Source organism: Sphingomonas montanisoli (assembly GCF_008274695.1).
GTDB lineage: Bacteria > Pseudomonadota > Alphaproteobacteria > Sphingomonadales > Sphingomonadaceae > Rhizorhabdus > Rhizorhabdus montanisoli.
Genome location: NZ_VTOU01000003.1, coordinates 195,842 through 218,742, shown reverse-complemented (window position 1 = coordinate 218,742; position 22,901 = coordinate 195,842). Strand labels below are relative to the sequence as shown.

Sequence of the window (22,901 nt, the reverse complement as noted above, 5' to 3'; positions counted from 1 at the left end):
GGGGGGGTATCGGCGCGCGGACGGGTCAGGCGGCCTTGGCCGCGAGCCTTCGCTGGAGGAAGGCGAGGACGACGGCCTCCTGTGGGCTGAGCTCGGCGACATCGTCGCGCAGCGCCTGCTCAACCTCGGCGCGTGCCTCGAGGATCAGCGCGTCGCCGAGATAGGACTCGAAGATTTCGGGATGGATATAGCATTTGCGGCAGACGGTCGGGGTGTTGCCGAGCCGGGCGGCCACCGCTTCGATCGCGGTCCGGATATTCTTCTTGGCGGCCGCCTCGCTGTCGACGGTTTCATATTCGGCGAGCGCCATCGCCGCGAGGACGGTCCCGCTCCAGGTCCGGAAGTCCTTGGCGGTGATGTCCTTGCCCGAAATCTCTTTCAGATAGGCGTTGATGTCGGTCGAGCTGACCTCATGGCGCTCGCCGGCCTCGTCGAGATATTGGAAGAGATGCTGGCCGGGCAGGTCCTGGCTCGCCTTGACGATCCTCGCGACGCGGCGGTCCTTGAGACCCAGCTTCCACTGTTTGCCGCTCTTGCCCTTGAACGCGAAGCGCAGCTCGCTCCCCTCGACCTTGACATGGCGGTCGAGCAAGGTGGTGAGGCCATAGCTCTTGTTGGCCTTGGCATAATCCTCATTGCCGACGCGGATCATCGTCGTCTCGAGCAGGCGGACGACAGTCGCCAGCACCTTCTCGCGCGGCAGGCCCTTCAGCCCCATATGCGCGTCTACCGCCTGGCGGATCGCGGGGAGCGTGGCGGCGAAGTCGAGCATATGCTCATATTTGGTGCTGTCGCGGACCGCGCGAAATGTCTCATGATAGCGATATTGTTTGCGGCCCTTGGCGTCGCGCCCGGTCGCCTGGATATGGCCGCGCGCGCTCGGGCAGATCCAGACGTCCTGATAGGCAGGCGGGATAGCGAGTTTGCGGATGCGCGTCAGCGTCTTGTCGTCGGTCACCGGCTTGCCGTTGGGCAGGCGATATTTGAAGCCCTTGCCCGCCGGGTGGCGGCTGATCCCGGGCTTGGCGTCGGTGACATAGAGAAGCCCCGCCTGTTCGGCGGCGTCCTGCGCGTCGACGATCGTGCCGGCCTCCTCGGCGGCGCTGATCGCGCTAGCGTCGGTCGCGCTCATGCGGTGACCCGTTCGAGCAGGGCTGCGACGGCGGCGAGCGGATCGGGGCCGGGGTCGCCGCGCAGCAGCAGGCGATCGCCCTTGGCCTCGAGATCGCTGGTGTTGCCCTCGAAGTCGGGGCGTGGGGTGAGCGCAATCGCGGCCGGACCCGCGTCGATCCGGGCGATATGGGCCGCGCAGGCGAGCCGGCGGATCCGCGCGATCGCGAGCAGCCGCTGGGCAGGTGCGGGGAGCGCGCCGAAACGGTCCTCAAGCTCTTCGGCGAACTGGTCGACCGCCGCCTCGTCGGCGAGGCGGCCGAGCCGCAGATAGAGATTGAGCCGGATCTCTTCCTCGGCGATCCAGTCGGCGGGGAAGCGGGCGTCCTCGCCCAGATGCAATTCGGGCGTCCAGCGGTCGGCGGCCTCGCCGCGCGCGACCGCGAGCGCGCGGGCGAGCAGGTGCTGGTAAAGATCGACCCCGATCAGCCGGACATGCCCGGCCTGGTCTTCGCCGACCAAATCACCCGCACCGCGCTGGTCGAGATCCTGCGCGCTGATCGCGAAGCCCGCGCCGAGATGGTCAAGCGCTTCGAGCGTCTTCAGCCGCTTGGCGGTCGCAGGCGCGATCTCCTGGCCGGGTTCGGTCAGGAGCAGGATGGTGCCGCGCCTGGCGCCGCGACCGACCCGGCCACGCAACTGGTGCAATTGCGCGAGCCCAAACCGGTCGGCGTGCATCACGATCATCGTGTTGGCGCGCGGCACATCGAGCCCCGCCTCGATGATGTTGGTCGCAAGCAGGATGTCGCCCTGACCCGCGGCGAAAGCGACCATCGCCTGGTCGACCTTTGCTGCCGCCATCTTGCCATGCGCCTGGTGGACGATGAGGTCGGGGACAAGCCGGGCGAGCTGATCGGCGAGGCCCGCCATATCGTCGATCCGCGGCACGACGACGAAGCTCTGGCCGCCCCGCGCGCGTTCGCGCAGGAGCGCCGCCCTGACCTGGTCGGGGTCGAAGGGACCGGTCGCGGTCCGGATCGGTTGGCGCCGGGCGGGCGGCGTCGCGATCACCGAGAGGTCCTGCAACCCGACGAGTGCGCCCTGGAGCGTACGCGGGATCGGGGTTGCGGTCAGCGTCAGGACATGGCCGGCCTCGGCGCGGGCCCTGAGTTTCGCCTTGTCGGCGGCGCCGAAGCGCTGTTCCTCGTCGATGATGACGAGGCCGAGATCAGCGAAGGCGACGCTGTCGGCGGCGAGCGCCTGGGTGCCGATGACGATGGCGATCGAGCCGTCGGCGAGGCCCGACTTGACCGCCTTGGCCTCGGCCGCGCTCGACAGCCGCGACAGCCCCGCCACCTGGAGACCGAGCCCGGCGAAGCGGCGGGTGAAGCTCTCGAGATGCTGGCGCGCGAGCACGGTGGTGGGGGCGACAAGCGCGACCTGGTGTCCTGCCAGCGCGACCATCGCGGCGGCGCGCAGCGCGACCTCGGTCTTGCCATAGCCGACATCCCCGACGATCAGCCGGTCCATCGGCGTGCCGCTAGCGAGGTCGGCGCGCACCGCCTCAACCGCGCGCAGCTGGTCGCGGGTCGCGGCGAAGGGGAAGCGGCCGATGAAGGTCTCATAGGGCGCGCTCGGTGGGTCGATCGGGTCGGTCCGGCGGGCTGCGCGGTCGGCGGCAAAGCCGAGCAGCGCCTTGGCCGTGAGCGCGACCTGCGCGTCGATATCGCCGCGCCGCTTCACCCAGCTCGTGCCGTCGAGCCGGTCGAGGCTCACCGCCTCGGCGTCTGCGCCGTAGCGCCACAGCCGGTCTGCTTCCTCGATGGGCACGAGGCGCTGCGTGTCCTTCGCATGGCCGATCCGGATTGCGTCCTGCGTCGTGTCGCCGACCTGGACCGCTTCGAGGCCGAGCAGGACCCCGAGCCCATGATCCTCATGGATAATGACGTCACCTATCCGGTAATCGACCGCGCCACCCAACGGGTCGGCGGCGTGGAGTGCGGGCCCGTTGCCGCCGGCGCGGCTGCCGAGGATGTCGGCGGCGGCGATGACATGGAGGCTGGGCGCCTCCCAGCCCGCCTCGAGCGCCAGGCTGAGCAGGATCAGGGCGTCGCTCGGCCCGCTGAGGGCCCCGGCCCAGTCCTCCGCCTCGACGAGTGGCGGCGCCTTGGCGCGACCGAGCCGGCCTTTGAGGAAGCGCAGGTCGCGCGGCCGACCGGCAAGGATCACCCGGTCGCCGTCGGCAAGCCATGCGCTGATCGCGCTCAGTGCGGCGCGGTCGGGCCGGCGCTGCTCGACGAAGCGCGGTGCCGAGCTTTCGTCCTTGGGGAGGATATCGACGGGCCGCGGCCGATCGAGCAGCGATAACCAGGCGTCCTCGTCGATCAGGCCACGCGCGCCGGTCTCCCTGGCGAGTGCGCGCAACTGCTGTCCGCGCGCCGCGACGCCGGGGTCGAGCGCGAGCCGCGCCTTGGGCAGGACGGCGAGCGCGCTCGTGCCGCCTGGCTGCCCGACGTCCCACGTGGCCGGATCGATGACGATCGTCTCGAGGTCGCCCGTAGTCCGTTGGGTGACCGGGTCGAAGCCGCGGATCGCGGTGAGCCGGCCGTCGGCGATGTCGAGCCGCACCGGATGGCGGGCGGTCGTCGGGAAGAGTTCGATCATGCCCCGGCGGGCCATCTCGCCCGGCTCGTCGATCCGGTCGTCGGCCTGGTAGCCCAAGCGTTCGAGGGTCGCGCACAGATCGTCGGCGTCGATCGTCTGGCCTGCGGCGAGCGTCAGCGGCGCGCCGAGGCCATCGACGGCGGGCCCTGTGGCCATCGCCGCGTCGACGCTCAGAATCAGCGCATGGCGGCGTCGGCCCCGGGCAGTGAGCGCTGCCAGCGCCGCGTGGCGCGCGCCGATATTGGCGGGCGATGCCGCCACTGTCTCGCCGGGCAGTCCATCGGGGGCCGGCAGATGGACGACGATCGCGCCCGGGCATGCGTCGCCGAGCGCGGCGGCGATCGCCTCGGCGCGGGACTCGTCGAGGGTGACGCAGATGACATCCGCTTTGCCGAGCACCGCTGCGAGCCGCGCCATCGTCGGCCCAGTCGCCGCCGGCAGCGCCAGATCCTCGGCGAGGCGGGCGGGTGCGACGATCTCGGTGGCGTCGGGTTCGGCAAGTTGCATGATATAGGGACGCTTTCGGCTGCAACGGGGGCGGACGGGCGAGTCCGCCGAGAGGATGAGACGCCTGAACGCGGGAGCGCCGCACTCGGCCCGCGATCCTCGTCAAAATTCGGCTTGATGCAGATCAGCGCGGATTCGGTGCCGTGTGCCGGGGCCCGAAGCGCTCTAGACACGTTTCAGCAACAGTCCCGCCGCTCACGAAGGTGTTGCCGATGAACATGCTGGTCCCGATCGCACCGTCCGACCGTCAGGGCCGCCTCGAGGCGACCCGGTTGCTCAAGATGGCGAGTTCGACCCATGCCTATGTCCGTGGCAACACGGTCAAATTCTATGAGTGGCTTGCCGCGAGCCCGTCGGCGGCCCTGCTGCCACAGGGTCCGTCGGTCTGGATCTGCGGCGATTGCCATCTCGGCAATCTCGGGCCGATCGCCAATGCCGATGGCCAGGTCGCGGTCCAGATCCGCGACCTAGACCAGTGCGTGATCGGCAACCCCGCGCACGACCTGATCCGCCTGGGGCTGAGCCTCGCCACCGCCGCGCGCGGCTCCGACCTGCCTGGCGTCACCACCGCGCGGATGATCGAGGAGATGGTCGATGGCTATGAGCGCGCCTTGTCCGACGAGGCCGACGCCGCCCCCGAGCCTGAGGTTGTCCGCGCCGTGCGGCGCCGCGCGCTCGGCCGGGGCTGGAAGGAACTCGCCGCCGAGCGGCTCGACGATGTTGCGCCGACCATCCCGCTCGGCAAGAAATTCTGGGCGCTGACGACGCGGGAGCGCGACGCGCTTGGCAGGCTGTTCGAGAACGAAGCGGTGCGCGACCAGATCCTCGCGCTCGCGCACCGCGATCCGCAGGACAAGGTCCGGCTGCTCGATGCCGCCTATTGGATGAAGGGCTGCAGTTCGCTCGGCACCGCGCGTTACGCTGCGATCGTCGCGGTCGGCGGGTCAAAGCGCGTGCCCGATTCGATCGCGCTGGTCGATCTGAAGGAAGCAGTTCCCGCTGCTGCCCCGGCAGCGCGTGATGCGGCGATGCCGGCCGACCACGCCGCGCGGGTCGTCGCGGGCGCCCGCGCGCTCGCCCCACATCTGGGCGAGCGGATGCTCGCGACGCGCCTGCTCGGTAAGCCGATGGTGCTGCGCGAATTGCTGCCGCAGGATCTGAAACTCGAGGTCGACCAATTTACAAAGCGCGAGGCGACCCGCGCCGCACGCTACCTGGCCTATGTCGTCGGCGCCGCCCATGCGCGGCAGATGGACAAGGGGGAACGCGCCGCCTGGCTCAAGATCCTGCGCAACCATCGCGGCGCCGGGATCGAGGCGCCGTCGTGGCTGTGGAAGAGCGTCGTCGAGCTGATCGCGAGCCATGAGGCGGGCTATCTTGAACATTGCCGCCGCTACGCGCTCGCGCAGGCGGGCTGACACGGGTCAGGGTCGCTGCGTCGGTTTGTCAGCCCGGCGCGCGCCGCGACCCCACAAGCCGTCGCGGTTCGGCGGGTGCGGTGCCGGCCCGGCAGCGCTCGGCGCGGCGGTCAAACTCCTCGGCGGTGCGCAGGAAGATCGCGGCGAACCACGGCGTCGCCTTTTCGGCACGCTCGCGCTCGCGCGCGGCGCGACGCTCATAATAGTCGGCGTCGAATCTTTTCATCGATCCTCCCCTTGCCTGTCGCCCGGATCTGCCTGTCCGGGTTAGCGCCTCAACCAACTGCGAGGCGCTTTTGTTTCGGGCCCGTGCCGGGCTCCTGATCTGCATCAACACGATTGGGTCGGGCCCAGGGCGGGACCATATCTGTGAGCTGTTGCGGCAGCCTCTCCGCAGGCCGGTCGAACGGTCCGGAGCCGCGTTGAAGGTTTGCCTTTCGTTCCCTATATTCGCTTTCTTCTGCCAGCCTCGAGTCCTGCGTCGATGCCCCTACCCGACACCCTGCCGCCCTGCGCCTGTCCGGCCGACCCCCTCGCCCGTGTTAGCCTGATCGCGGGCGCACTCGCCCGGCTCGACACGGTGTCCGCGCCGGACGAGGGCGCGATCCAGGCCGCGGTGGATCTGGCCTTAGCCGAGGATGGTGTATCTGCGTCGGGGGCGATCGGGGCAAAGCTCGCGGCGCGAGTGACCGCGCTGCTGCGCTGGCGTGCGGTGCAGGATGACGCTTTGGTCTACAGCGCCGCCGATCTGGCGGAAGCTGCCGCGGTCGCGACCCTGCTCGAGGGGCCGACGGGCCAGGTCTTCGATCCGGAGGGCTTCACCGACCTCGTCGCCTTCATCGCCGAGATGCCGTTCTGACCGTGGCGACCCAAAGCGACCTTTTCGGTGCATCCGTCGACGGCCCGTCGGCGGAGGGCGGAGTCGCGGGGCTGTCGGCATGGGATGGCGTCGTGACGTCCGGCGAGGAAGCCGCGCTGATCGCGGCGATCGACGCTTGTGCGCTGAGCCCATTTCGCTTCCAGGGTTGGGAAGGCAAGAGACTGACCGCGTCCTTTGGATGGCGCTACGACTTCGACACCGGCGCTTTCGGCCCGACCGAGCCCATGCCCGACTGGCTGTTGCCGGTCCGCGACCGCGCCGCAGCCTTGGCCGGCCTTGCGGTCGACGCGCTCGTCCAGGCGCTGGTCATCCGCTACGATCCCGGCGCCGGGATCGGATGGCATCGCGACCGTCCCCAGTTCGAGCATGTCATCGGGCTGTCGCTTGGGAGTGCCGCGACCTTGCGGTTGCGGCGGCGGACCGCCGCAGGCCGTTCCGGCTTCGCGCGCGCGTCGGCGCCGCTGACCCCGCGCGGGCTCTATCATCTGACCGGCGATGTGCGCCAGCTGTGGGAGCACAGCATCGCGCCCGGCGACGTGCCGCGCTGGTCGATCACCTTCCGCAGCCTGTCGGAGACGGGCCGCCGCGCCGCCTGAGCGGCGGCAGGACGCGCCTCAACCGTCGCCGCGGTCGCCTTGGCCCGGCTTCGCCATGGTCTTGGCGTCGTGCCGACTGTCGGCGCTCAGCGACTTGCTGACATCGTCCGACTCGGTGAACTTGCCTTCGTCGTCGCGGCGCACATAGCGTTTATCGGTGCCGGTATCGATCAGTTCGCGCTTGGACATATCGCTCTCCTCTTGAAGCTCTCCGAAGTTCAACGCGCGAGCGAGTCGGCGGGTCCGCTCGCAGGCAGCAGGCGGATGCGGCCTCCTTTTCGTGCCCGTTGCGAACCTTTTCGCGGCTTCGCGCGCTTGGAGGGCGACGGGAGAGCGCATGACGAGCACCAGGACCAAGGCAAAGCGCGGCAAGCGCAAGGTCGAGACCGCCGACCGGCACGTCGCGCGCGCCACCGGCGGGAAGCGCGACAGCTCGGTCGTCAAGGCGATCGGTCAGGTCAGCGAGCTTGCCGATCAGCCGCCGCTGATCGCGCTGTCGGCGGCGACGATCGCGGTCGGCCTGCTGCTGCGGCGCGGGCGCGTGGTCCGGGTGGGCGCGCGGATGCTCGCGAGCCACTGGCTCGCCACCCAGGCGAAGAGCCTCGTCAAACAGCATGTCGACCGGACCCGGCCGTTCGTCATGCTCGGAGGCGAGACCTATCATGCGCGCAAGGGCCACAGCCCCGCCAAGCGCGAGAATAGTTTCCCCTCAGGCCATACCGCCGGGGCCGTCGCAGTCGCCCGCGCCGTGGCGCGTGATTATCCCGCGAGCGCGCAGGTCGGCTACGCGGCGGCCACCGCGGCGGGCGCGATCCAGTTGCCGCGCGGCGCGCATTATCTGAGCGATGTCGTGGTGGGCGCCGCGATCGGATGGCTCGCCGAGGCGGCGGTGCGGCTGATCCTGCCGCCTGCGCCTGCGGCCGGCGAGAGGGGGTCAGGCAGTCGGCGCGATGCGACCATATCCGCCGTCGAGCCCCTGGAGCGCGGCGAGCCGGCGCGCGATCGCGCGCCAGCGCTCGATGCCGGCCTCGTCGCCGGCGAGCGCAAGGTCGCCGATCCGTGCCGCGACGAACAGGGGGGCTTGCGCGCCATACAAGCGTTCGACCGCGAGCGCCTCGACGAGCCGCTCTTCATCGGGTGACATCACAGGCCGAGCATGCGCTGGCCGGGCTTGACCGGGCCGCTCGTCTTGCGGCCGCCGCCGATCTCCTGGACGTCAAAGCTGCGCGCAGGCAAGGATTTCAAGAGCTGGTCTTCCGGGATCGTCATGTCGAGCCAGTCCATCGTCTGGCGGCGCAACAGCACCGCGCCCTGGCGCTCCTGATATCGCGCGACGTCGGGATTGGCGTCGATCGTCAACACCGCATAGCTTTCGGGCCAGTCGATCGTCGCCGGCCGGTATATGCCCGCGAGATAGAACCAGTTGCCGTCGTCGAGCGCGAAGCGGTAGCTCTTCTTGTCCGTCGTGACATGGAATTCGGACGCCGGGATCAGGCAGCGATGGCTGGGAAAGGTCCGGCCCTCGGCGCGGACGAAACGGAAGGGGCGCTCGTTCGGATCACGATTCCTGAGGCCCCACGCAAGTTCGACCAGCTCGATCTCGTCGCGATAGCGGCGGACGATCGCGCGGCGCGCGCCCAGCGGCGCGCTCGAATCGAAAGCGGTGGCCTGCATGACAAGAACATAGGAAGAACATATCTTCCATGCAAGCGCCGCCTCGGCTAGGGTCGCGGCCATGTGCAACGACTATCGCCTCGAGGTCAACCTCGCCTCGATCGCCGAGGATTTCGCCGACCTCAAGATCCGGCTCGACATGCCCGAGGGGCGGCCGAACATCGAAGCGCGCGCCGACATCAAGATCACCGACACCGCCCCGATCGTGCGCTTCTCTGCGGCGGGCCGCGGGTCCGGCGAACTCGTCCAGCGGCGCTGGAGCTGGCCGGGGCCGACCGGCAAGCCGGTCTATAATTTCCGCAGCGAGGGCCGCGCTTTCACCGAGGGTCGCTGCCTGATCCTCGCCGACGGCTTCTACGAGTTTACGACCCCGCAAGACCCCAAGAAGAAGCGCAAGGACAAATGGCTGTTCACCAAGGTCGGCGAGCCCTTGTTCTGCATCGCCGGGATCTGGCGGCAGGGACCGGGCGGCGCCGAGGCCTTCACCATGCTCACGATGGAGCCGGGTCCCGATATCGTGCCTTATCATGACCGGCAGATCGTCCTGCTTGAGCGGCACGACTGGGCCGACTGGCTCGACCCGGGGATCGCGTCGAAGGACATCCTCCGCGCGCTGCCCGCCGGAAGCCTGACGGTCGAGCAGGTCGGCTGACACTGTCGGCGCGTCGGCCGACTCAAGGGCGACGCGGGCGTGCCGCTAAGGGGTGGTGTCCGCGGGCGGGACCGTCTTGCCGTCGCGGCCGAGATCCTCGCCCTTATCATCGCCGAAACCGGCCTCGGCCATCGCCCGGTTGAGCGGCGCGGCGCGCGCGGCAGCCGCCTTCGGGCTGGTCGGGTCGCCCGGTTGCGCGGCGATGCCGCCCTTGGCCTGCGCGCCGGCGCGCGCGGTCTGGTTGGCGGTCTTGTCCGACGAAGCCTCGATATGATCGCTCAGATCGGCTTTCTGGTCTTCCATGGCGGGTCTCCTCGCTTGGCCAACGGGTGGCCGCAAGCAGCGGTTCCGGACGAACCTCGCGGCCGCCGCTTCTGCGCGATTCCGGTGGCACGGCTTTACGCTTTTGCGGCTTTCCGGCGCATCGTCGCGCAGGAACGATGGCCGCGATCGTTCGTCCTTAGAATCGAGGAGATTTTCATGGCCGGCACCGATCGCAACCCGACGCCCCCCGACAGCCCGCCCGACGGGCCGGGCCGCAGCGACGCGCCCGGCGGCGGTGAGATCGAATGGGCTGGCGGGCTGATCCCGACCCCTCCCGCGCCCGGCGAGGTCCGGGTCGATCCAGAGGCCGATGACGCGCCCACGTCCGATAGCGCAGCGGCCGGCGCGACCGGCGCCGATCACACCGCCTGAATGGCCGTCGGGGGCGATGCCGATCAGACCGTCGATCCGGTCGGCGTCCCGACCCTGAGCTTGGTCCTCGGCTTCGGGCCGATGCTCCCGATCCTTGCCGCGGGACTCGCGGCGCTTCTGTGGGGCGACCCGTTGCGCGCCGTGGCGATCGTCGGCGGCACCGGATGGGCCGCCGCGATCCTCCTCTTCATCGCCGGGCTGCTCGCGCTCCCCGTCTTCCTGCTGTCGCCGGTGGCGGGCATTTTGCTGCTGATGCTCGGCTATGCCGGCGTTGCCGTCCTCGATCCGCTGGCGGCGCGGCGCGGCGAGGCGCCGCGGCATTTCGCGCGGCTGCGGCCGCCGCAGATGGCGGTCGGGCTGCTCGGCCTCGGCCTGCTGGCCGCCGCCTGCCTGCGGATCGGGTGAAGCGGCAGGCCGTCCTCGCCGCCGACCGCCTGGAGGACGATGAGGGGTGCGCGGTGACCCTGACCGACGCTATCCGCTTCGTGCGCGGTCGGCGCGGGTCAGATCCAGCGGCGGTGGCGGGCCCAGAACATCGCGACGCCGCTCGCCACGACCATCCCGATCGTCACGCCGATGAAGCCGATCGCCCCGGTCTTGAAGAAGGGCATTTCGAAGTTCATGCCTAGTAGCCCCGCGACCGCCGCGCAGGCGCCGATCAGCGCCGTCAGGAAAGTCAGCGCCTTGACCAGTTCGTTGGTCTGCTGGGTCGTCATCGACGTGAACAGGTCGAAGCTTCCGAGCGCCACGTCGCGGCTGCGCTCGACCTCGTCGACCGCGCGGTCGAAGCGATCGGCCAGCGTCGCGAAATGGCCGGCGGCGCGCTCGTCGGCATTTAGCGCGAAATCGGGACGCGACAGGCCATGGAAGACCGGCCGCTGGCGCGCGATCATCAGCCGCAGCTGCGACACGCGGCGCCGAAGCGCCACGACATCGCCCAGCACCCCGCTGCGCGTGCCGTCGGCGAGGATCTTTTCGTCGAGCCGGTCGGCGTCGCGCTCAATCACCGAGACCGCGTGGAGGAATTCGGAGAGGTGCCAGTCGAGGAGCGAGGCGACCAAAAGCGACGGAGAGAGCGATCCGATCCGGGTCTCGCCCTTGTCCTGCTTGCGAAAGCCCTGGAGGAATTCGACCGGCTCGGTGTGGACCGTGACCAGCCAGCGCTTCCCGACCACGAAGCCGAGCTGCGCGCTTTTGGGCGCCTCGCTGTCATCGCCCAGATCAAGCCCGCCGATCGCGTCTTGTGTGATCTCTTCAGCATCACTCTGCCCGGTCTCGCCTTGTCCGGCGTCGCGCGCGTCCCCTGCACCGCGCTTGCGCTGCCGCCGCGGCGTCTCGACCGCGAACGCATAATGATCGCCGAAATTGTCGAGGTGCCGGGCCGGGTGGGGACCACAGAGCCGGCTGAGCAGTTCGGGGTCGATGCCGAGCAGCTCGCCGATCCGAACGGCGTCCTCCCCGTCACAGCCCTCGACGTTGATCCACAGAAGTTCGTCGTCGCCGAGCGCGCCGATCTCGGTCGCGGCCAGATCGGCCTTCCGGTCATGGCCGCTGGCGCAATAGAGATAGGCGTCGATCGACATGGCCTCGAAACGACCGGCGCGGGCTTTGGCTGCACCGGCTGATGCAGATTAGGGCATGAAAGATTTGCGGTGCCAAAGGACGATCGCCATACGTCTAAAGGTGACAAGCGGCGGCCTTTTGCCGTCCGCTTAGGAGCATGAGCCACGGATGCGCGACATTAGGGGCCATCTCCGGACGCGCGGGGCGATGATGTCGCCACCCTTCAGCGCGCTTGTGGCCCGCCTTCGTCGCGGCGGGATTCGAATTAGTACCCGCCAGATCGGCTGATCTGGCGCTGGTCGCGCCGCCTGTGCGGCGGCGCTCGTTTCACACAAGTCCGGGACTATCCATCATGTCTGTCGTTCCTTCGACGCGCGCTGCGGCGCGCGGCTCTTCCCTGTCCGCATCGACCGCGCGCGCGGCCCAGCCTTTAGGGAAGGCGGCCGCGCGCGCCGCGACCCCGCTCAAGGTGCCGCGCGCCGCGCTCGCGCGGCTGTGCGTCACCGCCAATATCTGTCCGCAGGTCCTGCTGCGCACTCTCGGGCTGATCGCCCAGCGGGACATAATACCGCTAGGAATCGCCTTCGAGCGGGGGCCGCGCCGCCTGCGCTACCTCATCGATATCGAGGGTTTGTCGCCGCACCATGCCGACATCCTCGCGTCGAAGGTCTCCGCGCTCGTCCGCGTGCGGTCGGTCCGTTGGGTGCGCCCGCGCTGGCACTGAGCGTGCAAAGGCCGCCGGAGCTGTCTCCGGCGGGGCTTTCGGGTTCGCCCTGTCTTGCGTGATCGCGGCAGCGATCAGGCGAGCTTGAAGCCTTCCTTGTTCGCCAGCGCGGTGATCCTGCCATTCTGGATCTCGTCGAGCCCGGCGTGGAGCGGCGGGAAGATCGCCTGCTCCTCCTCGGCGATATGGGCCTCCAGATCGGCGCGGAAGGCTGCGATCTTGGGGAAGAAGGCGGCACTTGCCGGGTCGATCGCGTCGAGATCGTAGAGATGCTGCTTCACATAACCATGGTCATGGGTGAGCTTGTCGGCGTCGGCCTTGTCGCCCCAGTCGCGCAGCGCCGGGTAGATCACATTCTCCTCGGTGAAGGCGTGCTTAGAAAGCGCGTGGGTCAACTGGATCAGCAACATCGCGCGCTTGGCGGGCTCGGCTTCGGTCGTCGCTTCGATCGCGTCGAACAGCGCCAGCGCCATCTTATGCTCGAGCTTGATCGCCTCGAACCAGTCGCCCGCCATCACGCTCGGTGCCTGGACCGCGACCTTGCGGCCAAGATTGACCGCGAGGCCGGTGACAAGGCCCGCAGCCGCCGCGCCGAGGACGACCGCGGTGCGGCTCGTCGCGGCATTCTTGGTCGCGCTGGCGGCGCGCCCGGCGCGCTTCCTGGTCGCGTCATACGCGTCGCCGGCGGTGCGGCCGACCGCGGCGGCGCCCGTCTCGACCCGCTGGCGCGCGCTGCTCGCCGAGTGGCGCACCGCCGAGGCCGCCGAGCGCGCGCGGCGCGCGATCTTGGCCGTGACCGGCGAGACCGCGTCGCTGACCGGACGGGTGGCGCTGGCGGAGCGGCGCTTGACGCTGCGCGCCGCCGCCTTGGCGGGCTTCGCGATCGCGGCGACCGGGGCGGCGGTCGTCACGCTGTCGACCAGGGCCGCCATCGGCGTCTCGGCGGTTGCGGGCGCGCGCTTCGGCCGGGTCGGGCTGGCCGCGGCGCGGGGTGCGCTTCGCCGGGTGGGCGCGGTGCCAGCCTCGGACTTGGTCTTGGCGGCGGCGGATGTGCGGGGCGCGCGGGTCTTGGCGGCGGCGGGCGCGGCGTTATCGGCCTCAGAGGCGTCGACAGAGCTGATCGAAGGGGTGCTGGTGTCGGCCATGAGTGGCTCCCTGTTGGATGTTGCCGTCTCAACCGCGTGGGTGCGGCGCTGTTCCGTGCGACGGCAGATGCTCCGCGCGATTCGTTCTAATCTTCGTCAAGATCGGGGTCACCCGGCGCCGGACGCGAAAAGGCCCGCCGGGCGGGGGGGAAGCCGGGCGGGCCTTCAATCTAGGAGACCGCGAACGAGCAGGGGGGCAAGCTGTGCCGCGGTCTCTCTCTTCAAAACGGCCGACACTCTGTGCGGTTCCCGAAGGGGCCCGGGATTTTCGATGGCGCTGATTGGCAATGCCGGGGTGCTAGGAAAGCGTCCCGCCTTGCCCCAGAAGGCGGGACGGGACGCTCCTGTCGGTCGCAGGCCGCCCCCGGAATCCGTGCGCGGGCCGCGTCCGGGGTCAAGAACCGGTCATGCGCGGGAGGGTTCCCCGCGCCTGCGGCGCAGGCGCCTTTGTAAGGGCAGGACGCGACGTTGTCAGGACCGTGAGGGCCGCCGCGATCCGGTCGGCGGTGGGAGCGCCCGCCAAGCCCCGCCAGTCGGTCATATCGGTCTTGGCCATCGCCACCCCACAATCGGCACAGTGGCTCTGCTGGGGGCCGGGTCAACAGGCGGACAAAGCGGCGACAGGCCAGTGGCGGCCGAACAGGCAGGACATACGCATCGCGCTCAAGCGATTGAAACGCCGGGTGGTTCCGTCGACTTGGCGGCGCGCGGCGCTTGACCGTGTGGCGGCGGGCATATGAGCCGTCACAAGCTTGGCCGTTATCCGGGAACGGCGATCGCACGCCAGACGGGAGACGAGCATGACGGACTAAGGCGCATGACGGCGGACGATATTGGGCGGCGCGGCGCTGGGTCTGGCGAGCGTCCACGATAGGTCTTGGCAAATCCCTGAAAGGCGGACGGGCGCGCACATGGCAGCGCTCGTGCGCCGCGCGGCCTAGTCGAGATCGTCCTCGCCGATACGGATGGTGTCGGAGCGCGGCTTGAAGCCGCGGGCGAGCTTGGCCGCGACCGCAGCCGCGATCTCGTCCCGGTGCACGGCAACGAGCCCCTCGGCGGTCTGCGGTCCGCTCTCGGCGCCCCACCAGAAGAGCAACGCATCGGCGCCGACTATCACGCGCTGGCGGTCACCCGCCGTAAGGATGATCTCGGTCTCCTGCGGCAGGAAGGAGACCAAGCCGGGGGTGCGGCCGGCGCGGGGCGGCGTGGCGCCGGTGCGGTCGGAAGAGGCCTCGGCCGTCATGGAGCAGATCCTTGGTTGAACAGGAAGGCGGGCTGCGCCCGTCGAGGGCACGGCGAAGCCAACGGCCGCCGGCGACGCGCTGTTCCATGCTCCATTGCCTGCGGGGCCGCGGCTTGATCTGCATCAGCACGATTGGCCGGCTCGGTTTTTCCGAAACGAGCGGAACGCGGCGCGGCCGCTTGGGTTGGTATGGCTCACAGGAGTTAATGATGAGCCACCCGAGCGATACCAAGGCGAACCCCGCTGCGCCGGCCTCCGCTGCTGCCGCGGTTGTCGAGCGCGACACGGCAGTGACCGGCACGCCGCCGGAGGACGCCGATGCGTCCGATGGCGCGCCCGCCGAGGGCGACAACGCGACCCCGCCGCCCGGCAAGGGCTCGCCCGCTGGCTGAGCGGCCCGCGCTGTCCGGGCCGGCCGATCTGGTGCGGCGCGCGATGGTGTCGCGGGTGGTCGGCCTGTTCAACGACCGCGCGCGCGGCGAGGCGCCCGTGCTGCGCTCCGAGGCCGCGTTATTTTCAAGCGGCTCGGTGATCTGGCGCGTCCATGGCGACGTCACGACTATGATGATCGGCGGGGTAACCGCGCTCCTCCTGCAGATGCTCCACCCGGCCGCGCTGACCGGGGTGTGGGAGCACAGCCATTTTCGCGACGATATGCTGGGGCGCCTGCGCCGAACCGCACGCTTCATCGCGCTCACCACCTTTGGTGAGCGATCGCTCGCCGACGAGGCGATCGCGCGGGTGCGCGCGATCCACGCGCGGGTGTCGGGCGTGATGCCGGATGGCCAGGCGTATCGCGCCGATGATCCCGCGCTGCTCGCTTGGATCCATGTCGCCGAGGCGACCGGCTTTCTTGACGCCTGGATCGCCTATGGCGAGCCCGCCATGTCGATCGCCGATCAGGATGTGTATTTTGCCGAGAGCGCGGTCGTGGCGCGCGCGTTGGGCGCCGACCCGGTGCCGACGACCCGCGCCGAGGCGACCGCATTGCTACAGCGGTATCGGCCGGACCTCGCCGTCGATCATCGCACCCGCGCGGTCGCGCGGCTCATCCTCCATCCGAAGCCCACGAGCCTCGCCGACCTGCCCGTTCAGGCGCTGTTGATGCGCGCCGCGATCGATCTCCTCCCACCCTGGGCGCGCAGGATGCAGGGGCTCTCCCGGTCCGGTGTGACAAGTCCGCTCGTCCATGGCGGGGCTTCAGCTCTTGCAGAGACCCTGCGCTGGGCGTTTGCCGGTCGGGCCTGATCAGCCGTTTCCGGCTGTCAGCAGCGACACGGGTCGTGCGGGCATCCTAAGCCGACCACGCTCTGCCGGTCGTCTGGAGCCTAGCGGTCGAGCGTCACCGCGACCGGACAATGATCAGAGACATGCTTTTCGCCCGCCCCGTAGCGCGTTTCGGTGAAGCTGGTCATGCGGCGGCGGCGCGCCGGTCGAGGACGACATGGTCGATGAAACTGTCATAGCGTGGGTCGCAGCCGGGCGGCGTGCCGAAGTCAGCAAGGCGCAGATCAGCATTGGCGGGCGCGCCATCGTCGATCTCGGTCCAGACCTGGTCGCCGGCCTTAGCCAGCTGCCGGTTCCAGTCGCCCAGAACCGCGAAGCGGACCGGCCCCGCCGCCGCCTGATCTATCCACGCCTCGAGCGCGGGGATCTACTGGAGCAAGACCGGACAGGGCTTGGCGGTGGCACCCGAGAAGCAGCCCGATTTGAGGTGAATACCCAGCAGCCGGATCGGGGCATGGCCTTTGGCCCGCAGGGTGATGTCGACCCCCGACCGCAACTGCGGGTTGCCGAGCATCAGGGTATTGACATCGGGAAGGCGCTCGAAGCCGAGCTCCTTGCGGATCGCGAAGCCGACTGCCTGGCGGATGAAGGGCGTGTCGGGATGCCGGCCCCCGCACGTGCCGGTCGCATTCCCGGGCCGCGTCTCCATGACGATCACATAGCGTGCCGGGTCGAAGACGCGCGCGGCGGCGGCCGGCGTCTCGGCCTCTTGGAAAGCGATGACATCGGCGTCGAGGCCGTCGGCGATCCGCCGCATCGCCTGATAGTCCGCCGCAGTGCGGGGTTCGCAACCCGCGCCGTCCTTCTCGGCGATGAATTCGAGGTTCCAACTGGCGAGTTTGAGCGGACGTGGCGCGGCCGAGGTGCTGGGCGCGTGGGGTGCCGGCGCGGGCTGTGGCGCGCAGCTTGCGATGAGGAGGCCAAGGGCGCTGGCGAGGGGGCCGAAGAAGCGGGTGGTCATGCCGTCAATGTGCCGCGCCCGACGGAAGGCGGCAATCGTCTTCGGCGGATATCGCTATGTCCTGGATATGGGCCGCGGGGTTGGGCCCTTCGACGCGGCGGGTGTCAGGCCGGCGGCGTCGCCTCGATCGGAATGCCTCGCATCATCCGCGTGCGAGATAAGCCTCGAGCGCGTCGCACCCGCCGATGCGATTCCCGGCGATGAAGATCTGGGGGTGGTAGCGACGCCTTGCTCCGCCTCGAACGCATCGACCGCCGCGCGGCTGTCGAGGATATGCTCCTCGATCGCGAAGCCGCTGTCCTCGAGCAGCTGCTTCGCGCGCACGCCGAACGAACATTCATGGTCGGGCAGAACCATTCGGTAGAGCGTCGCGGTTTGGCTGTCGGGCATCATGACCTCGGGCGGATGACAGTGGAGGGGCGATCGGTCGCCAGGCGACGATCTGGTCCGACCTCGGGAACTGATGTCTCGAGCCAGCTCATTGCTTCGACGCGCGCAGCGCTTTTGCCTGTTCGGCGAGCCGGTCGGCGTCGAGATCGGCCTGCTCGCGCAGCTTGTCGCCTTGGCGTTTGAGTGCGTCGGCGGCGGCGTCGTTCGCACGCGCATTGGCACGATCGACCCGGTCCTGCGCCTCGCCGAGCCGCTCCCTCGGGCCTTCGCCCGTCTGGTTCTGGCCCATCGCCGCGGCCGCAGCCTGGTCGGCCTCGCGGCCGGCCTTTTCGTGAGCGCCATCGCACGCCGCCAGCGCGAGCAGGCAGATGACCGGAAGAAACAGGCCGCACCGGTCGCGTAGAGATTGGGTCATGCGGATGTCCTTGGAACGAGAGAAGACGGCGGGGGCGACGCGCCCCCGCCGTCCGATGCTCAGCGCTACATTGAGTGCTTGATGTCGCGCATCTCGTCATGGCCTTCCTTCACCGAGACGAAGGCCTGCTCGATGATCGCCCGGACCGCGGGCGACAGTTCGGTGTCGCGGATCGCGTCCTCGAACTTCGCCTTGATATGGTCTTCGCCGGCTTCGACCTCGTTGATGATCGCCTTGTCGTCCTTGCCGGTGACGGCAGCCTTCAGGTTGAGGAAGACGCGGTGCGCGCCCGCGAGCGCGGTGCCGTCATCCTCGGGCTCGCCGCCGAGGCTGGTCACCTGACCCTGCAGCTGGGTCGCGATCTGGCGGCGCTCGGTCGCGCGGCTCGTGAACAACGCGCCGAAGCGGCTGTTCTCGCTGTCCTTGGCGGCTTCGGTATAGCCTTCGACACTGTCGATCGTGGTCGCGATCAGGCTGTTGAGGGTCGAGATGTCATGGCTGGTGTCGGACATAATGAGGATCTTTCTATATGGGGGGGCTGACGGCGGCACGGCCATCGTCAGGCAGGGAACGTCCCGCGCGTCGGGAAGGTCGCATCGCACCGACCGGTTATTCGCTCGGGTCGGCCCGCGCGCCGCCGCTGTGGCGACGCGCGATCCTTGGGGCTTAGCGCCGCGCGCCGCGCAGCGTCTGGAGCAGGCCGATCGCGGCGACGCCGAGAAAGGCAGCGCTCGTCCAGGGCCGCGCCTTGGCGAAGCTCTTCGCCTTTTCGGTGAGGGGCGCGTCGCCCGAGAAATGCTCCCTGAACGCGTCGGTCAGCGCGGTCTTCCCGTTCGAGGCGGGCTTGTTGGCGGATGGGGTCGGGATCGGGGTCATGTCGTTCATTGTCGGTCTCCTCGAGGGTTGCGATAGGTCGTTGGCGCTTGGGCGGTGCGTCCGATGCCGAACGCGCGTCAGAGCGCGTTCTTCAGGGGGGCGGGCTTCTTGCCGTCGGGCAAGGTGCGCGCGAGATGGGCGATGACCATCTCATGGTTGAACGGTTTCGACAGGAAGGTCGCCTTGCTCGGCATATCGCCCGGCGCGGGAGTGACCCGGCCGCTGGCGATGACGATGTCGATCGCCGGCCACTGTTCGGCGACATGACGCGCGAGCGCGAAGCCATTGGTCGCGCCGGGCATCTCGACGTCGGAAAAGAGCAGGATCACGCCGTCCGCATGGTCCTCGAGCAGGGCGATCGCCTCGTCGCCCGTGCTCGCCTCGTGAAAGCGAAAGCCGGCGGCCTCGAGGATGTCGCAGGCCTGCATCAGGATGATGGGATCGTCATCGACGACAAGGGCGAACGGCGTGGTCGAAAGGTCCATCGCCGCCAAACCGTCTGTCGCCCCGATCGTTGCATTCGTTATGGGGGCGGACCACGATCGGCGGCCAAACCCATCATGGATCAGTTCGATTTTCGCTATGACGGGGTCAGGCGTCAGCGCGTGCCGATGCCGCCGCAGCGCCTGCGACCTTCGCCGGCACGGGCGAGCGGTCCGACCACGGGGTCCGGTCAGCGAAAATCGCGCGGCTTGATCTTGATCCCCTCGGTCGGCTTACCGGGGATGATGCCCGAGCCGAGGCGCAGGCCGGGGATGAAGATGTCCCGAATGGGCTGGCCGAGCGGATTCTCCTTCGGCCGGCGCGGGTCGGGACCACCGCCATGGGTCGCGCCGTCGCCGCGCCCGGGTTTGTAGAGCCCGGCGATATCGGGCGGCGCGCTGTCGCCGTCGCGGGTGCCGACCGATGCGAGCAGACCCGACAGGTCGTCGAGCCGCTGGGCTATGACATGGACGACCTCGCCCTCGATCTGGAGGCGGCCGCGGACCCCCATCATCGAAGATCCGAGCACGACCCGGCGGTGCTTCTCGAACAGATCGGGCCAGATGACGAGATTGGCGAAATCCGCGGTTTCGTCCTCGAGGGTAATGAACATGACGCCCTTGGCCGAGCCCGGGCGCTGGCGCATCGTCACGATCCCGGCGATGTCGACCCAGCGGCCATCCTTCATATGCTTCAACTGCGCGAAGGGCGTCATCTTGCGCGCGGTCAGCTCGGCGCGGAGGAAGGACAAGGGGTGGGCGCGTAAGCTGAGCCCGAGCGTGCGATAATCCTCGACCACCTCCTCGCCGTCGCCCATCCGCGCGAGCACGACCTCGGGCTCGACCGTCTCCGCGCGCAGTTTGCCATCACGTTCGTCGGCGGCGGCCAACAGCGGGAGCGGTGCGTCGCGCAGGCCCTTGACCGCCCAGAGGCCCGACCGCCGCGAGGCCTCGATCGTGCCAAAGGCGCCCGCCTGGCCGATCCGTTCGAGCGCGGCCGCCCCGATGCCGGCGCGGCGCTGGACTTCCTCGACGCTGGTGAAGGGGGTGGCGCCTCTGGCCCCGACGATCGCGGCGGCGTCGTGATTCTTGAGGTCGCGAACCATGCGGAAACCCAGGCGGACCGCCATCCAGCGGGCGCCGGTTTTCTCGAGCGTGCAGTCCCAGCGGCTATGGTTGATGTCGACGGGGAGGATCGCGACGCCGTGCTGTTCGGCGTCGCGGACGATCTGGCTGACGGGGTAGAAGCCCATCGGCTGCGCGTTGACCAGCGCCGCGCAGAAGACATCCGGGTGATGGCATTTCATCCAGCTGCTGGCGTAGGCGATCAGCGCGAAGCTCGCGGCATGGCTTTCGGGAAAACCATAGCTGCCAAAACCCTCGATCTGCTTGAAGGTCTGTTCGGCGAAGTCGGGGGCATAGCCGCGCGCGACCATGCCATCGATCAGCTTGTCGCGGAAATGGCTGACGCCGCCGGTCAGCTTGAAGGTCGCCATCGCGCGGCGCAGCAGATCTGCCTCGCTCGGCGTGAAGCCCGCGCATTCGATCGCGACCCGCATCGCCTGCTCCTGGAACAGCGGAACGCCGAGGGTCTTCTCGAGGACGCGGCGCAGTTCGGGGGTGGGGTAGCTGACCGGCTCCTTGCCCTCGCGACGACGCAAATAGGGATGGACCATGTCGCCCTGGATCGGACCGGGGCGCACGATCGCGACCTCGACGACGAGGTCGTAGAAGGTCTTCGGCTTGATCCTGGGCAGCATCGCCATCTGCGCGCGGCTCTCGATCTGAAAGGTGCCAAGCGTGTCGGCGCGCTGGATCATCTTGTAGGTCGCGGGATCCTCCCGCGGGATCGTCGCCAGATCGAGCGCGATGCCCTTGTCGGTCTCGAGCAGCGCGAAGGCGCGGCGCATGCAGCCCAGCATACCGAGGCCCAGCACATCTACCTTCATGAAGCCGAGCGCGTCGATATCGTCCTTGTCCCATTCGATGATCTGGCGGTCGGGCATCGCCGCCGGTTCGACCGGGACCAGCTCGTCGAGCCGCCCCAAGGTCAGGACGAAGCCGCCAGGATGCTGCGAGGTGTGGCGTGGCGTGTCGATCAGCTGGCGGGCGAGATCGAGCGCGAGGATCAGCCGGCGGTCGGTCAGATCGAGATTGAGTTCGGCCGCCTGTTCCTCGCCCACCCCGTCGCGGCTCCAGCCCCAGACCGAGGAGGTAAGGCTTTTGAGCATGTCCTGTGGCAGGCCCAGCGCCTTGCCGACATCGGCGAGCGCGCCCTTGGCGCGGAAGCGGGTAATGACCGCGGTCAAGGCGGAGCGGTCGCGCCCGTAGGTCTCGTAGATCCACTGGATCACCTCCTCACGGCGCTCATGCTCGAAATCGACATCGATGTCGGGCGGCTCGCGCCGTTCGGCCGAGACGAAGCGCTCGAACAGGAGTTCGGACTGGACCGGGTCGATCGAGGTGATGCCGAGGACGAAGCAGACCGCCGAATTGGCGGCCGAGCCCCGGCCCTGGCAGAGGATGCCGACGCTCCTTGCGAAAGCGACGATCGCGTGGACGGTCAGGAAATAGGGCGCATAGCCGAGATCGCCGATCAGCTTCAGCTCATGCGCGATCTGCGCGGTGACCTTGGCCGGCACGCCGCCCGGATAGCGCTCGGGGGTCTTCTCGGCGGTCAGCCGTTCGAGCTCGGCCTGCGGGGTCAGCCCGCCGTCGCCGATCTCATCCGGGTAGGTGTAGCTGAGATCCGAGAGGTCGAAGGTGCACGCCCGCGCGATCTCGACGCTGCGGCGGACTGGCGTGATGTCGCCGAGATAGCGTTGGAACAGCCGCTCCATCTCGGCGGCGGTCTTGAGATGGCGATCGGCGAAGCGCTCGCGCCGGCGCCCCAGCGTGTCGATCGTGCATTTCTCGCGGATGCAGCTCACCACATCCTGGAGCATTCGCCGGTCGGGGCTATGGTACAGGACATCGCCGGTGGCGACCGTCGGGACCTGCGCGGCGGCGGCCTGTGCGGCCAAGTCGTGCAGGCGGATCGCGTCCTTCGGCCGGCGCCGGATCGTCAGCGCCAGATAGGCGCGGTCGCCGAACAGCGCCTTCAGCCGTCCGAGCGCGGCGGCGGTCGTCGCGTCGGCCTTGTCGGGGACGAGGATCGCGATCATGCCCTCGGCCCAGTCCTCGACGTCGGACCAGTGGAGATGGCAAGCGCCCTTGCCGCCGCGTCGTTTCCCGATCGTCAGCAGCCGGCACAGCCGGGCATAAGCCTCCTTGTCAGTAGGATAGACGAGCAGCGACGTCCCGCAGACCAGGTCGAGCCGGCAGCCGAAGATCGCACGGACCCCGGTGACCTTGGCCGCGTCCCACGCGCGGACCAGCCCGCCCAGGGTGCCGCGATCGGTGATGCCGAGCGCGGGAAGATGAAGAAAAGCAGCGGCGGCGAACAGCTCCTGCGGCGACGAGGCGCCTTCGAGGAAGCTGAAATGGGTCTTCACCTGCAGCTCGACATAGCGGGCGTCGTCGAGCGCCGACATGTCGGGCGCGGTCATAAGCGCCGTTCGCGCGGCGCGGGGCGCCGCCCGGTATAAGGTCCGGCGGCGCGCGTGAGGGCGGCGTCGC

26 protein-coding genes and 1 pseudogene are annotated in these 22,901 nt (G+C 69.2%); 10 read left to right on the top strand and 17 right to left on the bottom strand.

Annotation, left to right across the window (positions count from 1 at the left end):
• Positions 1-25: 25 nt before the first annotated feature.
• Entirely contained in the window at positions 26-1,132 is a 1,107-nt protein-coding gene (locus FYJ91_RS12275) for a DNA topoisomerase IB (RefSeq protein ID WP_149522577.1), read from the bottom strand.
• On the bottom strand, positions 1,129-4,281 hold the full coding sequence (locus FYJ91_RS12270) for a TRCF domain-containing protein (RefSeq protein WP_181008482.1): 3,153 nt from the start codon (positions 4,279-4,281) through the stop codon (positions 1,129-1,131). The genes FYJ91_RS12275 and FYJ91_RS12270 overlap by 4 nt, the downstream gene beginning before the upstream one ends.
• Positions 4,282-4,493: 212 nt before the next feature.
• Between FYJ91_RS12270 and FYJ91_RS12265 the strand changes: the two genes are divergently transcribed.
• Positions 4,494-5,699 (top strand): DUF2252 family protein, encoded by a 1,206-nt coding sequence (locus FYJ91_RS12265; protein ID WP_342788008.1) that lies wholly within the window; start codon positions 4,494-4,496, stop codon positions 5,697-5,699.
• A 28-nt stretch (positions 5,700-5,727) separates the two neighbouring features.
• Here FYJ91_RS12265 and FYJ91_RS12260 read toward each other — a convergent pair whose 3' ends face one another.
• The gene (locus tag FYJ91_RS12260) at positions 5,728-5,925 is read right to left on the bottom strand and encodes a hypothetical protein (protein WP_149522576.1); all 198 of its coding nucleotides are present in this window, start codon (positions 5,923-5,925) and stop codon (positions 5,728-5,730) included.
• A 258-nt stretch (positions 5,926-6,183) separates the two neighbouring features.
• Between FYJ91_RS12260 and FYJ91_RS12255 the strand changes: the two genes are divergently transcribed.
• Positions 6,184-6,558 (top strand): hypothetical protein, encoded by a 375-nt coding sequence (locus FYJ91_RS12255; RefSeq protein ID WP_149522575.1) that lies wholly within the window; start codon positions 6,184-6,186, stop codon positions 6,556-6,558.
• A 2-nt stretch (positions 6,559-6,560) separates the two neighbouring features.
• Entirely contained in the window at positions 6,561-7,175 is a 615-nt protein-coding gene (locus tag FYJ91_RS12250) for an alpha-ketoglutarate-dependent dioxygenase AlkB (protein WP_149522574.1), read from the top strand.
• Between the two features lie 18 nt (positions 7,176-7,193).
• Here the strand turns inward: FYJ91_RS12250 and FYJ91_RS12245 are convergent, their stop codons facing one another.
• Positions 7,194-7,364, bottom strand: coding sequence for a hypothetical protein (locus FYJ91_RS12245; RefSeq protein WP_149522573.1), 171 nt, complete (start codon positions 7,362-7,364; stop codon positions 7,194-7,196).
• A 148-nt stretch (positions 7,365-7,512) separates the two neighbouring features.
• Here FYJ91_RS12245 and FYJ91_RS21055 point away from each other — a divergent pair.
• Positions 7,513-8,061 (top strand): annotated as a pseudogene (locus FYJ91_RS21055) (phosphatase PAP2 family protein); the annotation flags it as partial.
• 48 nt (positions 8,062-8,109) lie between these two features.
• Here FYJ91_RS21055 and FYJ91_RS21110 read toward each other — a convergent pair.
• Positions 8,110-8,319: a DUF6961 family protein gene (locus FYJ91_RS21110; RefSeq protein ID WP_246152606.1), complete on the bottom strand. Its 210-nt coding sequence runs from the start codon at positions 8,317-8,319 to the stop codon at positions 8,110-8,112.
• Positions 8,319-8,912 carry an SOS response-associated peptidase family protein gene (locus tag FYJ91_RS12235; protein WP_246152605.1) on the bottom strand — a complete coding sequence of 198 codons (594 nt, stop codon included), beginning with the start codon at positions 8,910-8,912 and terminating at the stop codon, positions 8,319-8,321. The genes FYJ91_RS21110 and FYJ91_RS12235 overlap by 1 nt, the downstream gene beginning before the upstream one ends.
• Between FYJ91_RS12235 and FYJ91_RS12230 the strand changes: the two genes are divergently transcribed.
• The gene (locus FYJ91_RS12230; protein WP_149522571.1) at positions 8,911-9,501 is read left to right on the top strand and encodes an SOS response-associated peptidase; all 591 of its coding nucleotides are present in this window, start codon (positions 8,911-8,913) and stop codon (positions 9,499-9,501) included. The two genes, FYJ91_RS12235 and FYJ91_RS12230, sit on opposite strands and share 2 nt — an antisense overlap.
• Before the next feature lie 45 nt (positions 9,502-9,546).
• Here the strand turns inward: FYJ91_RS12230 and FYJ91_RS12225 are convergent, their stop codons facing one another.
• The gene (locus FYJ91_RS12225; RefSeq protein WP_149522570.1) at positions 9,547-9,804 is read right to left on the bottom strand and encodes a hypothetical protein; all 258 of its coding nucleotides are present in this window, start codon (positions 9,802-9,804) and stop codon (positions 9,547-9,549) included.
• A 177-nt stretch (positions 9,805-9,981) separates the two neighbouring features.
• Here FYJ91_RS12225 and FYJ91_RS12220 point away from each other — a divergent pair, with 177 nt between their 5' ends.
• Both FYJ91_RS12220 and FYJ91_RS12215 read left to right on the top strand, forming a co-directional pair.
• Positions 9,982-10,197, top strand: coding sequence for a hypothetical protein (locus FYJ91_RS12220; RefSeq protein WP_149522569.1), 216 nt, complete (start codon positions 9,982-9,984; stop codon positions 10,195-10,197).
• Positions 10,198-10,602, top strand: a complete 405-nt coding sequence (locus tag FYJ91_RS12215; protein ID WP_149522568.1) for a DUF3429 domain-containing protein — start codon at positions 10,198-10,200, stop codon at positions 10,600-10,602.
• A 98-nt stretch (positions 10,603-10,700) separates the two neighbouring features.
• Here the strand turns inward: FYJ91_RS12215 and FYJ91_RS12210 are convergent, their stop codons facing one another.
• A complete protein-coding gene (locus FYJ91_RS12210; RefSeq protein WP_149522567.1) occupies positions 10,701-11,780 on the bottom strand; it encodes a magnesium transporter CorA family protein in 1,080 nt (359 codons plus the stop codon).
• 332 nt (positions 11,781-12,112) lie between these two features.
• Between FYJ91_RS12210 and FYJ91_RS12205 the strand changes: the two genes are divergently transcribed.
• Positions 12,113-12,484 (top strand): hypothetical protein, encoded by a 372-nt coding sequence (locus FYJ91_RS12205; RefSeq protein WP_149522566.1) that lies wholly within the window; start codon positions 12,113-12,115, stop codon positions 12,482-12,484.
• A gap of 74 nt (positions 12,485-12,558) precedes the next feature.
• Here FYJ91_RS12205 and FYJ91_RS12200 read toward each other — a convergent pair whose 3' ends face one another.
• Together FYJ91_RS12200 and FYJ91_RS12190 are read right to left on the bottom strand one after the other, a co-directional pair.
• Positions 12,559-13,629, bottom strand: a complete 1,071-nt coding sequence (locus tag FYJ91_RS12200) for a hemerythrin domain-containing protein (RefSeq protein WP_246152604.1) — start codon at positions 13,627-13,629, stop codon at positions 12,559-12,561.
• 937 nt (positions 13,630-14,566) lie between these two features.
• Positions 14,567-14,872 carry a hypothetical protein gene (locus FYJ91_RS12190; RefSeq protein ID WP_149522564.1) on the bottom strand — a complete coding sequence of 102 codons (306 nt, stop codon included), beginning with the start codon at positions 14,870-14,872 and terminating at the stop codon, positions 14,567-14,569.
• A gap of 209 nt (positions 14,873-15,081) precedes the next feature.
• On the opposite strand from FYJ91_RS12190, the gene FYJ91_RS12185 reads away from it, so the two are divergent.
• Complete coding sequence (locus FYJ91_RS12185) at positions 15,082-15,264, top strand: hypothetical protein (RefSeq protein ID WP_149522563.1); 183 nt, start codon at positions 15,082-15,084, stop codon at positions 15,262-15,264.
• A gap of 43 nt (positions 15,265-15,307) precedes the next feature.
• On the top strand, positions 15,308-16,120 hold the full coding sequence (locus FYJ91_RS12180) for an oxygenase MpaB family protein (RefSeq protein ID WP_246152667.1): 813 nt from the start codon (positions 15,308-15,310) through the stop codon (positions 16,118-16,120).
• Positions 16,121-16,526: 406 nt separating this feature from the next.
• On the opposite strand, the gene FYJ91_RS20800 is transcribed toward FYJ91_RS12180, so the two are convergent.
• The 7 genes from FYJ91_RS20800 to FYJ91_RS12145 all read right to left on the bottom strand — a co-directional run bounded on the left by FYJ91_RS20800 (position 16,527) and on the right by FYJ91_RS12145 (position 22,831).
• Positions 16,527-17,120 (bottom strand): exonuclease/endonuclease/phosphatase family protein, encoded by a 594-nt coding sequence (locus FYJ91_RS20800; protein ID WP_219822593.1) that lies wholly within the window; start codon positions 17,118-17,120, stop codon positions 16,527-16,529.
• A gap of 54 nt (positions 17,121-17,174) precedes the next feature.
• Positions 17,175-17,513 carry a thioredoxin domain-containing protein gene (locus tag FYJ91_RS12170; protein ID WP_246152603.1) on the bottom strand — a complete coding sequence of 113 codons (339 nt, stop codon included), beginning with the start codon at positions 17,511-17,513 and terminating at the stop codon, positions 17,175-17,177.
• Between the two features lie 85 nt (positions 17,514-17,598).
• Positions 17,599-17,925, bottom strand: coding sequence for a hypothetical protein (locus FYJ91_RS12165; protein WP_149522562.1), 327 nt, complete (start codon positions 17,923-17,925; stop codon positions 17,599-17,601).
• 65 nt (positions 17,926-17,990) lie between these two features.
• Complete coding sequence (locus tag FYJ91_RS12160; RefSeq protein WP_149522561.1) at positions 17,991-18,437, bottom strand: PA2169 family four-helix-bundle protein; 447 nt, start codon at positions 18,435-18,437, stop codon at positions 17,991-17,993.
• A 154-nt stretch (positions 18,438-18,591) separates the two neighbouring features.
• Positions 18,592-18,810, bottom strand: coding sequence for a hypothetical protein (locus tag FYJ91_RS12155; protein ID WP_246152602.1), 219 nt, complete (start codon positions 18,808-18,810; stop codon positions 18,592-18,594).
• Positions 18,811-18,878: 68 nt separating this feature from the next.
• A complete protein-coding gene (locus FYJ91_RS12150; RefSeq protein ID WP_149522560.1) occupies positions 18,879-19,286 on the bottom strand; it encodes a response regulator in 408 nt (135 codons plus the stop codon).
• A 188-nt stretch (positions 19,287-19,474) separates the two neighbouring features.
• Positions 19,475-22,831 carry an error-prone DNA polymerase gene (locus FYJ91_RS12145; RefSeq protein ID WP_149522559.1) on the bottom strand — a complete coding sequence of 1,119 codons (3,357 nt, stop codon included), beginning with the start codon at positions 22,829-22,831 and terminating at the stop codon, positions 19,475-19,477.
• Positions 22,832-22,901: the final 70 nt, after the last annotated feature.